This is a genomic window from Pseudoalteromonas sp. NZS11_1, from assembly GCF_015864275.1.
Classification (GTDB): domain Bacteria; phylum Pseudomonadota; class Gammaproteobacteria; order Enterobacterales; family Alteromonadaceae; genus Pseudoalteromonas; species Pseudoalteromonas arctica.
This window is the reverse complement of sequence record NZ_JADYXK010000002.1, coordinates 198012-212109: the sequence shown is the minus strand read 5'-3', so window position 1 is coordinate 212109 and position 14098 is coordinate 198012. Positions and strand designations below refer to the sequence as shown.

Sequence of the window (14098 nt, the reverse complement as noted above, 5' to 3'; positions counted from 1 at the left end):
TCTTATATTTGCGGTTAAAAGCTTAAACATTGCTTAAAAGCATCGCTTACAGTAACGTACTGTTTATAGATAATTTACTAACGAAGACTTTGTATTATGCCGGTGATATTTAAAAGGTTAGCGTTACTTGTTCGCGCTCATATAGATCAGTTGAGTTGGCAAGCAGTGGCATTAGCTATTTTGACTCATATGCTATTAACATGGAGCTTACTATTTATAGCGAATGAGAAAGCGTTAACCTCGCTTACTACCTTTTTTTACTATTACACAGTAACAACATCAACAGTGGGATATGGTGACTTTAGTCCAACTACTGATCTTGGTCGTTGGGTGGTTGCATTAATACAAATTCCATTTGGTTTAGCTTTATTTGGTGTTTTGCTAGGAAAAGCAGGACAAACTGTTACTTACTTAATTAGGCGCGCTATGACTGGTGATAAAAACTTTGCCCACAGTAACCACCATATTATTATTTTTGGTTGGCATGACACTCGTACAAAAAAGATGATTGATTACATTTTGGCAGATACGAAACGTACTGACCGTCGTATTTTACTCGCGGTAACAGAGCAAATGGATCATCCTTTTTTAGCTAACGAAAGCGTTGATTTTGCACGTTTAACGAGTTTTACAAATTTAGCTGAACTAGAGCGTGTAGCTATTCGCAGTGCTGATAAGGTGATTATTGATGGTCAAGATGACGACCAGACATTTACGACAGCCCTGCGCATAAGTCGCTTAGTAAAAGATGATTGTCATATAAGTGCTCACTTTTTAGATGAAACTAAAGTTGAGATGATGTTAGAGCATTGCCAAAATGTAGAATGTAGTAGTGCAAAATCAGCTGAGATATTAGTACGCTCAATGCAAGATCCAGGTTCGAGCCGTGTGCAAGAGGAGCTGCTATCTACTTTGCACGGCGATACACAATTTAGCTTGAAAGTACCAAGTGGCTGCAAAGATATGGAGTTTGGTACTTTGTTTCATCATTTTAAGCTTGAGCATGATGCAATACTGTTAGGTGTTGCCCATAATTTAAGTGCGCAAAATATGGATTTAAACCCACCATTAGATTACAAAGTAAGTGAAGGCGATATTTTGCACTATATATCGGTAGATCGAGTATTAAGTAGTGAAGTAGACTGGTCGAGCCTAGAAAAATAATGAATGAAGTTGTATTTTTAATTGTTGTTTTAAGTGCTTACATATTACCTGTCGTTATTGTACTCAACAGTAAGCGTACACAGGGTCATGAAAAGAATGGCTGGCTAATGGGAATCATTATATTTTCTTGGTTAGGTTTAATGATGTACTTTACCATTGTGCCCAAGCATAGGCACAAAAAGAAAAAGGCTAAATAGAGTAGTTAGCCTTTATAGCCGTTTTAGTTGGAATAATTACTCTTCCAACTGTTTGAGTTTATGCTCAATTAGAGGGTCGTCAGGTAGAAGTTGCTGGGCGACTTCTAATAGCTGAATAGCATCATTAGGGTGCTGATCTTGGTGCTTAAGTGCCACATCTATTAATGGCTGAATATCAATTTTTGCTTGATGCTCTTGTACATACACTTCTTTTTCATCAGCTAAAATTTTATGCGCTGTACTCAATAATGCTAAACGATGGGGGGAGTCTGCATTAGCCGTATTGAGACTTTGATAATAATCTTCTTTTAAGCGTAAGGTTTTGGTTTGCAGGCGAAACTGTGCAATATCGATTTGCTGATGTTGAATGAAATCAACGGCTACTTGCTTATAAAACCCAAACTTATTCAAATATGTAGCGTGTGTGCCATGTCCCATACCAAATACTCGCAAGTGAGTTAACTGCTTATAGCGCTTGGCGTGCATTCGGTCTATACGATTAGTAGGATCGTAAATAATATAGCCTTGGGCATCTCCTAAATCTAGATCGTGATAATCTTGTTGCCATTCAAACTGCTGAGCTATATCGGTACTAGAGCGGTCATCCCACGGTACTAATTCTTTATTTTTAGTACTTACCGGGTGAAAGAACAGTACTTGGTTTAGCTTTAATAGTTTAGCAAAAGCGCCAACAGCAAATCCGCCACGGCTTAAGCCATAGCCTAATCGACAATTAAACGGCGTAAGTAATGTTGATAATTGCTCGAGAAAAAAGATTAAATTACGATTACGAAACCAATTACTTTTACCTAAATGCTGAAAAGCGATTACGTTTACGTTTTGTTTTTGAGCCAAGTGATAACCCCATGGTGCAAAATCAGGGTGAAGATCTTGCTCTTGCACCTTAGTGCCTGCGGGTGAAAAGGTAAAAAGCAGGGGCTTATTAACGTCAACAAAATCATACTTAACAAATACATCGCCGAGTAAATCACTACCCGTCATGGGTAATCGAGTTTGTTGCTCATTGCGCGGGAGAGTTAACCATTCATCTAACCAATACAGTAATTTCATTAATCCTCCAGCTATAAGTCAGCGTAGATCATATCAAACTCAATGAAATTAGGTCAAACCGAGAGGGTGTTACTGCGCCATTTTGATTATTTCATCCCAGTCATTTTTAGTAACAGGCATTATTGATAGTCGTCCGCCTTTTTTAAGTGCGATTTCAGTAATATTATTATTGGCTTTAATATCTTTAAGGCTAATTAATTTTTTTAAATGGCTTTGGTAAGTAACCTCAACAACAACCCAGCGTGGTTTGTCGCTGGTGGCTTTTGCATCGTAATAGTCGCTACTTAAATCAAACTGAGTAGGATCTGGGTAGGCATCGTGTGTCACTTCGGCAATGCCCGCTACGCCCACGTGTTTACAGCTTGAATGGTAAATCATTACTGAATCCCCGACCTTAACGCCATCACGCATAAAATTGCGTGCTTGATAATTACGCACGCCTTCCCAAAGAGTCGTTTGTTTTGGTGCGTTTTTTAAATCATCTAATGAAAACGCATCGGGTTCAGTTTTAAATAGCCAGTAAGCCATAACAGTATTCCTAACAAATATTTACTTCCCACTATTGTATAGTATCATTTGCATACTAGGGTAATGAGGAAGAAGTAATGAGCCAAGTATTAGATGATTTATTGTCGTTGTTAACACTTGAAGAAATTGAGCAAGGTTTATATCGAGGACAAAGCCAAGATTTAGGCTTTGGTGCAGTGTTTGGCGGTCAAGTTATGGGGCAGGCGCTTTCTGCCGCTAAAGAAACTCTACCTGAGGGGCGTATAGTTCACTCATTACATTCTTACTTTTTACGCCCAGGCGATCCAGCTAAACCGATTGTTTATGATGTAGAAACTATTCGCGATGGAAAGAGCTTTAGTACTCGCCGAGTAAAAGCGATTCAGTACGGTAAGCCAATTTTTTATATGACAGCGTCGTTTCAGGGTGAAGAAAATGGTTTGTCGCATCAAGCTACAATGCCTGATGTACCCGCACCTGAAGAGTTACGTTCATCACTTGAGTTTTACCAAGATAACGCTTCGCATATCCCTGAAATCATCCGTAATAAGTTTACGCGTGAAATGCCAATTGAAATGCGACCGGTTACTTTTCATAACCCATTTAAACCAGAAGTTATGGAGCCGGTAAAGCATATTTGGTTTAAAGCTAATGGTGAAATGCCAGACGATCAGCGCATCCACAATTACTTATTAGCATACGCCTCTGATTTTGAGTTTTTACCAACAGCATTGCAGCCTCATGGTGTATCGTTTATGCAGCCAAATATGCAAGTAGCTACTATTGATCATGCAATGTGGTTTCATCGCCCATTTAGAATGGATGATTGGATTTTGTATTCAATTGATAGTCCAAGTGCGAGTAATGGGTGTGGTTTGGTACGCGGGCAGTTTTTTGATCGCCAAGGCAACTTGGTTGCCTCAACAATGCAAGAAGGGGTTATGCGTCAGCGCTAACCCCCTTTTATAGATATAGTACTAGTTACACTGATCTTGTACTATATCGCTGATTGACTGCCAGACGCGTGCTGGCAGTAATGTTTTAAGGTGTGCGTAGGTTTCGCAAAGTTGTGTACTGCCTACTAAGCCTTTATCACCCTCTGTTATTAACGACTCGCCACGTAAGTTCTCGATAAAACTAACAAGTACTTTTTTATCAAAAAATTCAGGTGTTTTAATACCATGCAGTGTGCCTAAACGCTGTGCAAGCACTTGGCTCTCTCGTTCTAATTCTGCTTTTTCAATGCCATCACTTGTTTGAATAAAACCAATCACAATAGCGTAACGTTGTAGAGTAAAACTAAGTGCTCGTCCAAGCATTTCTAGCTTAGCTAAGCAGTCATTACTGTTCGTTATATGAATGTTATCGCCATCAAACTCAATTAAATTTTGATCAGCAAAGTTAGCTAAAATACGCGTTATATAGTTTTCATCAAGAGGCTGTAAATACCATTCTTTAGCAAATAATGGATAAAATGTTTTTACAAGTTGCTGGCATTGCTCAATAGTTGTGCTGTGTTGTTTAAATAGATGTAGTGCAATTAAGCTTGGTACTGCAAATAAGTGCAAAATATTGTTTCGGTAGTAATTAAACAGTACTTTTTCTTTATCGCTAATAGTAATAATTTCGCCAAATTCATCACTGATAACTTCAAACTTATTCAGCTTTAATGCATGCGTTAGTAATTGCTCTGGTGTTTCGTCTGGCGCGGTTACTTTATCGCTATAGCTTGCATCGCGCTGTAAGCGCAGATAAAAATCAAGTTGTGCTAATAGCTTTGGTTTACTCAATGCTTGTTTATCGTTAACCAGCAATATCATCGCTAGTAAGTTAACCGCATTAAGCGCCGCCGCATTATTAATTTTAACCATTACTTGGTCGGCAAGTTTAGTTACTTGTGGCGCTAACCATTGTGGCTTTTGTACATCGGTAGGGTGTATTGAATCACGCCAATCAGGTTGGTTATCGTTTAAGTATTGGTTAATCGAGATTGGATCACCAAAGTTTAAATTACCACGACCGTAGTTTTTAAGGTTTTTGATTGCCTTAAAAATACCAAATATAGATTCGCCTTTTTTATCTTTTCCATCTAGCTCTTTAAGGTAGGTGTTAATTTCCATTACGTGCTCGTAGCCAATGTACACAGGAACGATAGATATTGGTCTGTCTATTCCGCGCAGCATTGCTTGTAATGTCATAGATAGCATACCTGTTTTAGGTGGAAGTAAGCGCCCAGTTCGGCTTCGACCGCCTTCCGTGTAAAACTTAACAGAGTAACCTTTAATAAACAGTTGGCTTAAATACTCTTTGAATATGGCAGAATAAAGTTTATTGCCTGCAAACGAGCGACGAATAAAGAATGCCCCAGAGCGTCTAAATATGCCACCGGCAGGGAAAAAGTTAAGATTTATACCTGCAGCTATATGTGGTGGAACTAAGCCTAAATGATAAATAGAGTAAGTAAGCAGTAAGTAATCCATATGACTGCGATGACAAGGCATATAGATTATTTCATGGCCTTTATCTGTTAGTTCATGAATTTGTTCTGCGTGTTTAATATCAATACCGTTATAGAGCTTATTCCACAACCAAGTTAAAAATCGCTCGGCCACACGTATCATTGCTTCAGAGTAATTAGCAGCTATCTCATCAAGTAGCTTAAGTGCATTTTGGCGGGCTTCTGTTTGGCTAATGTTTTTAGCTTTAGCTTCATCTTGAATTGCTTTTTTTATTGTAGGTGACGCTAATAATGAATTAAATAATTGTTCACGAGAGGGCATTTTAGGGCCTGTAGCAGCTAGCTTTTGGCGCTTAAAGTGAACACGTGCTACACGTAATAATTTATGTGGTAACTCGCTTACATCGGCTTTTTCATTGACTAAAAGCGATAAGTCGAGTGGTTGGCTAAAGCGAATAAAGTTGTCGCGTCCTGAAAACAACACCACAAAAAACTTTCTAAACCAGCTAGGAGTTAGAGAGTGCGTAATTAAAGTTCGTAGCCCCGGCTTTTCTTTACCCGGGTCGCGACCCCATAAAATAGTAACCGGAACCACTTGTACGTTTTGCTGCCCACTTTGTATTAGGTATTCAATAATTTGTTTACCTTGAGCTAAAGCATTGGTTGGCTTAGCTTCATCACCAAAAAGTGGTGGTGGATTTTTAATACCAATAAAACGGTCTAAATCTTGGTTACCTAATACTTGCTCTTCGGTTGGGCTAGGTAGACCATTTTTTTTACACGCATGTGCGAGAGCCGCTAAATCAAATCGTGAATTTAAACGCACTATATAAAATGTAGGGTACTCAGGGTTTAGATCATACTGTTTAATCGGATTTTCTGGCAGCACTTTGCTTTTTACAAATAAGCGGCTAAATCCAGCAGACATAACATTTAAACAATAATTAAAAATACGCATCGACTCACCATATTGAGAGTATTAAGGGCAAAATTAGCGCAGTAGGATACCATAATATCTAAAAATCCCTTAGTTTGCGTAATTAAGGTGTTAACTTGTTTATTGACTAACAGTAGAGGTATTAGTTCAAGTATAGCTAGTAAGCATGTATGGGTGCTTATTTAATCAAATTTATAGGCATTGTATTGTTTCTAAATAGTTGTTGCATTTATCACCAATACCTCTATAATACGCAGGCTTTCAAAATTCCTCTGGGAACTAGAAAGGATAAATTAAGCTTGGATTTCAAGCTAATAAACAGGAGTTCCGATTTGGAACTCAACGTAGATATAATCAAACAGCCGACATCTTAAGTTTTAAGATTGTTTCGGTCGTTTTTTTATGCTCTTTTATATGCTCTTTATATTGAGGTTAAGAATGTCAAATCAACGCATTCGTATTCGCCTAAAAGCTTTTGACCACCGTTTGATTGACCAATCAACGGCAGAAATCGTGGAAACTGCGAAACGCACTGGCGCACAAGTACGTGGTCCAATCCCACTACCTACACGCTTTGAACGTTTTACTGTACTAACTTCACCGCACGTTAATAAAGATGCGCGTGATCAGTACGAGATCCGCACCCATAAACGTCTGATAGACATCGTAGAACCAACTGACAAGACTGTAGACGCGCTTATGCGTTTAGATCTTGCTGCTGGTGTTGATGTTCAAATCAGCCTGGGTTAATCGAAAGATTAGAGAGGTTTTAGGAAAATGGCATTAGGTCTAGTCGGTCGTAAAGTGGGTATGACACGAATCTTCACTGAAGATGGTGTATCTATCCCTGTGACAGTTATTGAAGCGACACCTAACCGCATTGCTCAGATCAAATCTGACGCAACAGACGGTTATAACGCGCTTCAAGTAACCGCAGGCACTAAAAAAGCAAGTCGTGTAAACAAAGCTAAAGCGGGTCATTTCGCTAAAGCTGGTGTTGAAGCGGGTCGCGGTCTGTGGGAATTCCGCCTTAACGGTGGTGAAGGCGATTTTGAAGTAGGCGCTGAGCTTACTGTTGAATTATTCAACGAAATCAACAAGGTTGACGTAACCGGTACTTCTAAAGGTAAAGGTTTCCAAGGTGGTGTTAAGCGCTGGAATTTCAGCATGCAAGACGCTACACATGGTAACTCTCTATCTCACCGTGCTCCTGGTTCAATCGGTCAAAACCAATCACCTGGTAAGGTGTTTAAAGGTAAGAAAATGGCCGGTCATATGGGTGCTGAGCGTGTAACGACTCAAAACTTAGAACTAGTTCGCGTTGACGCTGAGCGTAATTTGCTTTTAGTTAAGGGTGCAGTACCTGGAGCTATTGGCGGTGACGTTATCGTTAAACCAGCTGTTAAAGCATAAGTCCTGGAGATTTAGTGATGGAATTAGCAATTAAAGACGCTTCTGGCGGTCTTGAAGTTTCTGAAGCTACTTTTGGACGTGAGTTTAACGAAGCATTAGTACATCAAGTAGTTGTTGCATACGCAGCAGGTGCTCGTCAAGGTACTCGTGCTCAGAAGACACGTTCTGAAGTAAGCGGTGGTGGTAAAAAACCATGGGCTCAAAAAGGTACTGGCCGTGCACGTGCCGGTACAATCCGTAGCCCAATTTGGCGTTCAGGTGGCGTTAGCTTTGCAGCTAAACCACAAGACCACAGCCAAAAAGTAAACCGTAAAATGTACCGTGGTGCGATTAAAAGCATCTTATCTGAATTAGTTCGTCAAGAGCGTTTAATCGTTGTTGAAAGTTTTGCTCTAGCAGCACCAAAAACTAAAGAACTAGTTGCTAAGCTTAAAGAACTTGAGCTTAAAGATGTTCTTATCGTGACTGAAGAAGTAGATGAAAATCTTTTCTTATCGGCACGTAACCTTTATAAGGTTGACACACGTGATGTAGCTGGTATCGATCCTGTAAGCTTAATTGCTTTCGATAAGGTACTTATTACAGCCGCTGCTGTTAAGCAACTTGAGGAGGCGCTAGCATGATTCGCGAAGAACGTCTTTTAAAAGTGATCCTTGCTCCACATATCTCTGAAAAAAGCACAATTGCTGCTGAAGAAAACAATACTATTGTTTTTAAAGTAGTAAATGACGCAACTAAAGCTGAAATTAAAGTAGCAGTTGAGAAGCTTTTTGAAGTAGAAGTAACTGGTGTTCGCACACTTAACGTTAAGGGTAAAACAAAACGTACTGGCGCACGTTTCGGTCGTCGTAGCGACTGGAAGAAAGCTTACGTTACTCTTAAAGAAGGCAGCGAGCTAGACTTTGTCGGCGGCGCCGAGTAATAAGGGGATAGAATTATGGCACTTCAAAAGTGTAAGCCTACTTCTGCGGGCCGTCGTCACCTAGTTAAAGTGGTTAACTCTGATCTACATAAGGGTAAGCCATACGCACCACTTTTAGAGAAAAACTCTAAATCAGGTGGTCGTAATAACAATGGTCGTATTACGGTTCGTCATATCGGTGGTGGTCATAAACAACACTACCGTTTAATCGATTTTAAACGTACTAAAGATGGCATTCCAGCTACTGTTGAACGTTTAGAATACGATCCAAATCGTAGCGCAAACATCGCTCTTGTATTATATGCAGACGGTGAGCGTCGTTACATTATCGCACCTAAAGGCTTAAAAGCTGGCGATGCAATCCAGTCTGGTGTTGATGCACCAATCAAGCCTGGTAATGCATTACCAATGCGTAATATGCCTGTAGGTTCGACTGTTCACAACGTAGAATTAAAACCAGGTAAAGGTGCTCAAATCGCACGTTCTGCTGGTGCATACGTTCAAATCCTTGCTCGTGATGGTCAGTATGTAACATTACGTCTTCGTTCAGGCGAAGTTCGTAAAGTTGAATCTGATTGTCGTGCGACTCTAGGTGAAGTAGGCAATGCTGAGCATATGCTTCGTTCACTTGGTAAAGCAGGTGCAAATCGCTGGCGTGGTATTCGTCCGACAGTTCGTGGTGTTGCCATGAACCCGGTAGATCACCCACACGGTGGTGGTGAAGGTCGTACATCTGGTGGTCGTCATCCTGTGTCTCCATGGGGTAAACCGACTAAAGGTGCGAAGACGCGTAAGAACAAGCGTACGGATAAATTTATAGTACGTCGTCGTACTAAGTAATATTGAGGAATAGCCATGCCACGCTCTCTCAAGAAGGGTCCTTTTATAGACCTACACTTGCTGAAGAAGGTAGAGAAAGCTTTGGAAAGCGGTGAGAAAAAGCCAATTAAAACTTGGAGCCGTCGTTCAATGATCATACCTAACATGATCGGATTGACCATTGCTGTCCATAATGGTCGCCAGCACGTACCAGTTTTCGTTTCTGACGAAATGATCGGTCACAAACTAGGTGAATTTGCACCAACTCGCACTTACCGTGGCCATGCTGCGGATAAGAAAGCGAAGAAACGATAAGAGGGGAAGATAAATGCAAGCATTAGCTAAACATAAATTCGCCTCTGGTTCGGCGCAAAAAGCACGTCTAGTTGCAGATCAGATCCGCGGGTTACCTGTAGATCGCGCACTAGAAATCCTGGCGTACAGCCCGAAGAAAGCGGCTGTATTAGTTAAGAAAGTACTTGAGTCTGCTATTGCTAACGCAGAGCATAACGAAGGTGCTGACATTGATGAGCTTCGTATAACAACGATCTTTGTGGACGATGGTCCTACAATGAAACGTATTATGCCTCGTGCTAAAGGACGCGCAGACCGCATCCTTAAGCGTACAAGCCATATCACTGTTATGGTTTCAGATAGCTAGGAGTATAAGTAATGGGACAAAAAGTTCATCCTACTGGTATTCGCCTAGGTATATCTAAACCTTGGGTTTCTACCTGGTACGCGAGTTCAAAAGATTTCTCTGCACAGCTTTTTGGCGATCACAAAGTTCGTACATTCCTTACTAAGGAATTGAAAACGGCTTCTGTGTCTAAAATCGTTATTGAGCGTCCAGCAAAATCAATCCGTGTAACAATTCATACGGCTCGTCCGGGTGTTGTTATCGGTAAAAAAGGCGAAGACGTAGAAAAATTACGTCAAGCGGTAACTAAAATCGCTGGTGTACCTGCTCAGATTAATATCTCTGAAGTACGTAAACCAGAACTAGATGCACAACTAGTAGCAGACGGCATTGCCTCTCAACTAGAACGTCGTGTTATGTTCCGTCGCGCTATGAAGCGTTCGGTACAAAATGCAATGCGCATCGGTTCTAAAGGGATTAAAGTTGAAGTTAGCGGTCGTCTTGGCGGCGCTGAAATCGCACGTTCAGAATGGTATCGTGAAGGTCGTGTACCTCTACATACTCTTCGTGCTGATATCGATTACGCAACTTCTGAAGCCTTAACCACTTATGGTATCATTGGTGTTAAAGTTTGGATCTTCAAAGGCGAAGTTATTGGTGGTTTACCACTAGTACAAGAGCAAGAGAAGCCAGCTAAACGCGCACCAAAGAAAGCCAAGAAAAGTGCTAAGTAGAGGTAGCGACTAATGTTACAGCCAAAACGTACAAAATTCCGTAAAATGCACAAAGGCCGCAACCGCGGTTTAGCGCAAAACGGTAACAAAGTAAGCTTCGGTACTTTCGGATTGAAAGCAACTGGCCGTGGCCGTATGACTGCTCGTCAAATCGAAGCAGCTCGTCGTGCTATGACGCGTCACGTGAAACGTCAAGGTAAAATCTGGATTCGTGTCTTCCCTGACAAACCGATTACAGAAAAACCTCTTGAAGTTCGTATGGGTAAAGGTAAAGGTTCTGTTGAATATTGGGTTGCTGAAATTCAGCCTGGTAAAGTACTTTACGAAATGGAAGGTGTTTCAGAAGAGCTTGCTCGTGAAGCATTCGACCTTGCTGCTCGTAAATTGCCATTCAAAACAACTTTCGTAACTCGGACGGTAATGTGATGAAAGCTAGCGAACTAAAAGACAAAAGCGTAGAAGAGCTTAATGCTGAACTTCTAGGACTACTTCGTGAGCAATTTAATATGCGCATGCAAGCTAGCACTGGTCAGTTAGCTCAGACACACACGCTAAGAACAGTACGCCGCGATATCGCGCGTGTAAAAACAGTTATTAACCAGAAGGCAGGTCAATAATGAGCGATAAAATTCGTACTCTTCAAGGCCGTGTAATCAGCGACAAGATGGAAAAATCTTTCACTATCGCTATCGCACGTTATGTGAAGCACCCAATCTATGGGAAATTCATTAAACGTACGACTAAGTTACACGTACATGACGAAAATAACACAGCAAAAGCGGGTGACGTAGTTACTATCCGTGAATGCGCACCAATTTCTAAGAATAAATCTTGGACTTTAGTAGACGTTATTTCTAGTCCAAAACAAGCTTAATTTTTTAATTAAGTTAGTTTTGTAAAAAAGCCCCGGCATTAGCTGGGGCTTTTTGTATTTAAAGCACCTGTAAACAGTAAACTAGGGTGAGCGGGTCATTTGGGTTAGTCTTTTATCTGAAAATACAAAGTTATCTTGGGGAGTGGTGAGAGTTTCATGTACCAGTTACTTTTTTGCTAGCAGAACCATCTACTGAATCAGAAGAAGTTAGATAATAAACTTACATATCTCAGTTAATTTAATGCCAACATGGGGCCATCTAATTCATGGTGTTACTTTTCTTTTACAGTCTTTTAGTCTGAGAACCCACTTACCTTATTTTATTACAATAATACAGTTTCAAAGTATCGAAAATAGACATCCATACACAACTTCTATCATTAGCTTATCTGGTTTTTTTATGTCTAAAACCTCAATTTATCGCCTTAAATTAATATTCTGGTATGATTAGCAAATATGCGCTTTTGAATGAATTTTTGAGGTAGTAATGACGCGTAGTTTTGAATTTCATTTGACTGATGAAGTAGCCACGGTCGCAATGGGTAATTGCGTTGCTGATATTATAGAGCAAGGTGCGGTTATTTATTTACATGGTGATTTAGGCGCTGGTAAAACAACGTTTACTCGAGGTGTAGTGCAAGGCTTTGGACATACAGGCAAAGTTAAAAGCCCAACGTATACACTTGTTGAACCTTATGAACTCGAGCGCGCAAATGTTTATCATTTTGATTTATACCGCTTAGGTGACCCTGAAGAACTAGAATACATGGGAATACGCGATTATTTTTCACCAGATGCAATTTGCGTTGTTGAGTGGCCAGAAAAAGGTGGTGAATTTATTCCTGTGCCTGATTTAGATATTACTCTAAGCTATATGGGTAACGAACGTAAAATTGTTATTAATAGCGCCAGTGAGCGTGGTGTAGCAATTGTCGAAAAACTAAATAACAAATAATAATATAGTTAAGGCAGTAATTATCAAATGAGCCGAGGTGTAGTTAAACTCTTTATTTACCTTATGGTTATTACCATAAGCTTGCCGCTGTGGGCCAAAAATACAATTAACAGTGTACGCGTATGGCCATCCCCTGACAGTACGCGTGTGGTATTTGATTTAAATGATAAGCCTGACTTTAGCTATTTCATGCTTAAAAACCCAAGCCGCTTAGTAATTGATTTAGAAAACACTAGCGAGTTAAAAATACTACCAGGTGTACCACCAAAACATCAAATAGTGAGCAAGCTACGCTACTCAAAACCTAAAAATAAGCACAGTGTTCGGTTAGTGTTTGAATTAAACGCACCAGTAAAGCCAGTTGTATTTGCTTTAGCGCCTACAGGTCCTTATAAAAACAGGCTCGTTGTTGATTTATACAATAAAAGCCAAGCTGCCACAGTTGTTTCTCCTGCTCAAACAGCCGCTAAAAACCGCCAGTTAAGCCAAGAACGCGATATTGTGATTGCAATTGATGCGGGTCATGGCGGCGAAGATCCAGGTTCAATTGGTCCCTCTGGCACGTACGAAAAAACAGTAACACTGCAAATTGCAAAACGTTTAGAGCGCATGATTGATGGCGAACGTGGGATGATTTCGCGCATGGTACGAAGCGGTGACTACTTTGTAAAACTTAATACGCGAACCAATCGTGCTCGTGAAAAAAAGGCCGACTTTTTTGTCTCTATTCATGCTGATGCATTTACGAGCCCGGGACCAAATGGTGCCTCTGTTTGGGTGTTGTCGTTAAGGCGTGCTAATTCAGAGATAGGTAAATGGATAGAAGATAAAGAAAAGCACTCTGAGCTTTTAGGTGGCGCTGCGGATGTAATGAAAGATGCCGCTAACGAAAAATACTTAGCGCAAGCATTACTTGATATGTCGATGGATCACTCTATGAAAACCGGCTTAAACGTAGCTGACGAAGTGGTTAAAGAGCTACGTAAAGTTGCTAAGTTGCATAAGAAAGATCCCCAACATGCGAGTCTTGCTGTACTTAAATCACCAGATATCCCATCAATTTTAGTAGAAACAGGGTTTATATCTAACCCACGAGAAGAAAAGCTGCTTAAAAGTGCTAACCATCAAGAGCGTTTGGCTAAAGCTATATTTACTTCAATTAAAAATTACTATTTAAAAAATCCACCTGATGACTCTTTATTTGCTAAATTAAAGTCGCAATATCCAACAAAGCACAAGGTACGCCCGGGTGAATCTTTAAGTATGTTGGCGAGTCGCTATGGCATTACAGTCACTGAATTAAAACAAGTTAATAAGCTTAGCTCTAATACTTTGTTTATTGGGCAAGAGCTCGATATACCACAAAGTTAGTCATTATTATTAGCGCAATGCTTGCTAGGAAATCTC

At 40.3% G+C, this 14098-nt stretch carries 19 protein-coding genes; 16 read left to right on the top strand and 3 right to left on the bottom strand.

Translation table 11 applies throughout. From position 1 onward, the window contains the following. Positions 1–96 precede the first annotated feature (96 nt). Together I6F44_RS03650 and I6F44_RS03645 are read left to right on the top strand one after the other, a co-directional pair. Complete coding sequence (locus tag I6F44_RS03650) at positions 97–1164, top strand: potassium channel family protein (protein WP_007587041.1); 1068 nt, start codon at positions 97–99, stop codon at positions 1162–1164. Next, positions 1164–1361 carry a PLDc N-terminal domain-containing protein gene (locus I6F44_RS03645; protein ID WP_007587044.1) on the top strand — a complete coding sequence of 66 codons (198 nt, stop codon included), beginning with the start codon at positions 1164–1166 and terminating at the stop codon, positions 1359–1361. Before I6F44_RS03650 ends, I6F44_RS03645 begins: the two co-directional genes overlap by 1 nt. Positions 1362–1397: 36 nt before the next feature. On the opposite strand, the gene I6F44_RS03640 is transcribed toward I6F44_RS03645, so the two are convergent. Together I6F44_RS03640 and I6F44_RS03635 are read right to left on the bottom strand one after the other, a co-directional pair. Continuing rightward, positions 1398–2432 carry a cytosolic protein gene (locus tag I6F44_RS03640; protein WP_197173307.1) on the bottom strand — a complete coding sequence of 345 codons (1035 nt, stop codon included), beginning with the start codon at positions 2430–2432 and terminating at the stop codon, positions 1398–1400. Positions 2433–2501: 69 nt separating this feature from the next. Further along, complete coding sequence (locus tag I6F44_RS03635; protein ID WP_197173306.1) at positions 2502–2960, bottom strand: EVE domain-containing protein; 459 nt, start codon at positions 2958–2960, stop codon at positions 2502–2504. 77 nt (positions 2961–3037) lie between these two features. Between I6F44_RS03635 and tesB the strand changes: the two genes are divergently transcribed. After that, on the top strand, positions 3038–3895 hold the full coding sequence (gene tesB, locus I6F44_RS03630) for an acyl-CoA thioesterase II (RefSeq protein ID WP_101164339.1): 858 nt from the start codon (positions 3038–3040) through the stop codon (positions 3893–3895). Between the two features lie 21 nt (positions 3896–3916). Here the strand turns inward: tesB and plsB are convergent, their stop codons facing one another. Beyond that, a complete protein-coding gene (plsB, locus tag I6F44_RS03625) occupies positions 3917–6355 on the bottom strand; it encodes a glycerol-3-phosphate 1-O-acyltransferase PlsB (protein WP_101217114.1) in 2439 nt (812 codons plus the stop codon). Between the two features lie 417 nt (positions 6356–6772). Here plsB and rpsJ point away from each other — a divergent pair, with 417 nt between their 5' ends. The 13 genes from rpsJ to I6F44_RS03560 all read left to right on the top strand — a co-directional run bounded on the left by rpsJ (position 6773) and on the right by I6F44_RS03560 (position 14062). Continuing rightward, complete coding sequence (rpsJ, locus tag I6F44_RS03620; protein WP_002957900.1) at positions 6773–7084, top strand: 30S ribosomal protein S10; 312 nt, start codon at positions 6773–6775, stop codon at positions 7082–7084. Positions 7085–7111: 27 nt separating this feature from the next. Further along, complete coding sequence (gene rplC, locus I6F44_RS03615) at positions 7112–7747, top strand: 50S ribosomal protein L3 (RefSeq protein WP_002957898.1); 636 nt, start codon at positions 7112–7114, stop codon at positions 7745–7747. A gap of 17 nt (positions 7748–7764) precedes the next feature. After that, complete coding sequence (gene rplD, locus I6F44_RS03610) at positions 7765–8370, top strand: 50S ribosomal protein L4 (protein ID WP_002957897.1); 606 nt, start codon at positions 7765–7767, stop codon at positions 8368–8370. Then, on the top strand, positions 8367–8669 hold the full coding sequence (gene rplW, locus I6F44_RS03605) for a 50S ribosomal protein L23 (protein WP_002957896.1): 303 nt from the start codon (positions 8367–8369) through the stop codon (positions 8667–8669). The genes rplD and rplW overlap by 4 nt, the downstream gene beginning before the upstream one ends. A 15-nt stretch (positions 8670–8684) precedes the next feature. Beyond that, positions 8685–9509 carry a 50S ribosomal protein L2 gene (gene rplB, locus I6F44_RS03600; RefSeq protein ID WP_002957895.1) on the top strand — a complete coding sequence of 275 codons (825 nt, stop codon included), beginning with the start codon at positions 8685–8687 and terminating at the stop codon, positions 9507–9509. A 15-nt stretch (positions 9510–9524) separates the two neighbouring features. After that, a complete protein-coding gene (gene rpsS / locus I6F44_RS03595; RefSeq protein WP_004588689.1) occupies positions 9525–9803 on the top strand; it encodes a 30S ribosomal protein S19 in 279 nt (92 codons plus the stop codon). Positions 9804–9816: 13 nt separating this feature from the next. Then, on the top strand, positions 9817–10149 hold the full coding sequence (gene rplV / locus I6F44_RS03590) for a 50S ribosomal protein L22 (RefSeq protein ID WP_002957892.1): 333 nt from the start codon (positions 9817–9819) through the stop codon (positions 10147–10149). Positions 10150–10160: 11 nt separating this feature from the next. Beyond that, positions 10161–10862: a 30S ribosomal protein S3 gene (rpsC, locus tag I6F44_RS03585; RefSeq protein ID WP_002957891.1), complete on the top strand. Its 702-nt coding sequence runs from the start codon at positions 10161–10163 to the stop codon at positions 10860–10862. A gap of 12 nt (positions 10863–10874) precedes the next feature. Beyond that, entirely contained in the window at positions 10875–11288 is a 414-nt protein-coding gene (gene rplP, locus I6F44_RS03580; RefSeq protein WP_002957890.1) for a 50S ribosomal protein L16, read from the top strand. Then, the gene (gene rpmC / locus I6F44_RS03575) at positions 11288–11479 is read left to right on the top strand and encodes a 50S ribosomal protein L29 (RefSeq protein WP_002957889.1); all 192 of its coding nucleotides are present in this window, start codon (positions 11288–11290) and stop codon (positions 11477–11479) included. The genes rplP and rpmC overlap by 1 nt, the downstream gene beginning before the upstream one ends. Then, positions 11479–11736 (top strand): 30S ribosomal protein S17, encoded by a 258-nt coding sequence (rpsQ, locus tag I6F44_RS03570; protein WP_002957888.1) that lies wholly within the window; start codon positions 11479–11481, stop codon positions 11734–11736. Before rpmC ends, rpsQ begins: the two co-directional genes overlap by 1 nt. 487 nt (positions 11737–12223) lie before the next feature. Beyond that, positions 12224–12691, top strand: coding sequence for a tRNA (adenosine(37)-N6)-threonylcarbamoyltransferase complex ATPase subunit type 1 TsaE (gene tsaE / locus I6F44_RS03565; protein ID WP_007586392.1), 468 nt, complete (start codon positions 12224–12226; stop codon positions 12689–12691). A 27-nt stretch (positions 12692–12718) separates the two neighbouring features. Further along, positions 12719–14062, top strand: a complete 1344-nt coding sequence (locus I6F44_RS03560) for an N-acetylmuramoyl-L-alanine amidase (RefSeq protein WP_024597271.1) — start codon at positions 12719–12721, stop codon at positions 14060–14062. Positions 14063–14098: the final 36 nt, after the last annotated feature.

Bases quoted from the DNA above. Each gene is read 5' to 3' on its own strand.
- I6F44_RS03650 (WP_007587041.1), top strand. From the start codon at position 97: ATGCCGGTGATATTTAAAAGGTTAGCGTTACTTGTTCGCGCTCATATA.
- plsB (WP_101217114.1), bottom strand. From the start codon at position 6,355: ATGCGTATTTTTAATTATTGTTTAAATGTTATGTCTGCTGGATTTAGC.
- rplW (WP_002957896.1), top strand. From the start codon at position 8,367: ATGATTCGCGAAGAACGTCTTTTAAAAGTGATCCTTGCTCCACATATC.
- I6F44_RS03640 (WP_197173307.1), bottom strand. From the start codon at position 2,432: ATGAAATTACTGTATTGGTTAGATGAATGGTTAACTCTCCCGCGCAAT.
- I6F44_RS03635 (WP_197173306.1), bottom strand. From the start codon at position 2,960: ATGGCTTACTGGCTATTTAAAACTGAACCCGATGCGTTTTCATTAGAT.
- rplB (WP_002957895.1), top strand. From the start codon at position 8,685: ATGGCACTTCAAAAGTGTAAGCCTACTTCTGCGGGCCGTCGTCACCTA.
- rpsQ (WP_002957888.1), top strand. From the start codon at position 11,479: ATGAGCGATAAAATTCGTACTCTTCAAGGCCGTGTAATCAGCGACAAG.
- rpmC (WP_002957889.1), top strand. From the start codon at position 11,288: ATGAAAGCTAGCGAACTAAAAGACAAAAGCGTAGAAGAGCTTAATGCT.
- rplP (WP_002957890.1), top strand. From the start codon at position 10,875: ATGTTACAGCCAAAACGTACAAAATTCCGTAAAATGCACAAAGGCCGC.
- I6F44_RS03560 (WP_024597271.1), top strand. From the start codon at position 12,719: ATGAGCCGAGGTGTAGTTAAACTCTTTATTTACCTTATGGTTATTACC.
- rpsS (WP_004588689.1), top strand. From the start codon at position 9,525: ATGCCACGCTCTCTCAAGAAGGGTCCTTTTATAGACCTACACTTGCTG.
- I6F44_RS03645 (WP_007587044.1), top strand. From the start codon at position 1,164: ATGAATGAAGTTGTATTTTTAATTGTTGTTTTAAGTGCTTACATATTA.
- rpsC (WP_002957891.1), top strand. From the start codon at position 10,161: ATGGGACAAAAAGTTCATCCTACTGGTATTCGCCTAGGTATATCTAAA.
- rplV (WP_002957892.1), top strand. From the start codon at position 9,817: ATGCAAGCATTAGCTAAACATAAATTCGCCTCTGGTTCGGCGCAAAAA.
- tsaE (WP_007586392.1), top strand. From the start codon at position 12,224: ATGACGCGTAGTTTTGAATTTCATTTGACTGATGAAGTAGCCACGGTC.
- rplC (WP_002957898.1), top strand. From the start codon at position 7,112: ATGGCATTAGGTCTAGTCGGTCGTAAAGTGGGTATGACACGAATCTTC.
- rpsJ (WP_002957900.1), top strand. From the start codon at position 6,773: ATGTCAAATCAACGCATTCGTATTCGCCTAAAAGCTTTTGACCACCGT.
- tesB (WP_101164339.1), top strand. From the start codon at position 3,038: ATGAGCCAAGTATTAGATGATTTATTGTCGTTGTTAACACTTGAAGAA.
- rplD (WP_002957897.1), top strand. From the start codon at position 7,765: ATGGAATTAGCAATTAAAGACGCTTCTGGCGGTCTTGAAGTTTCTGAA.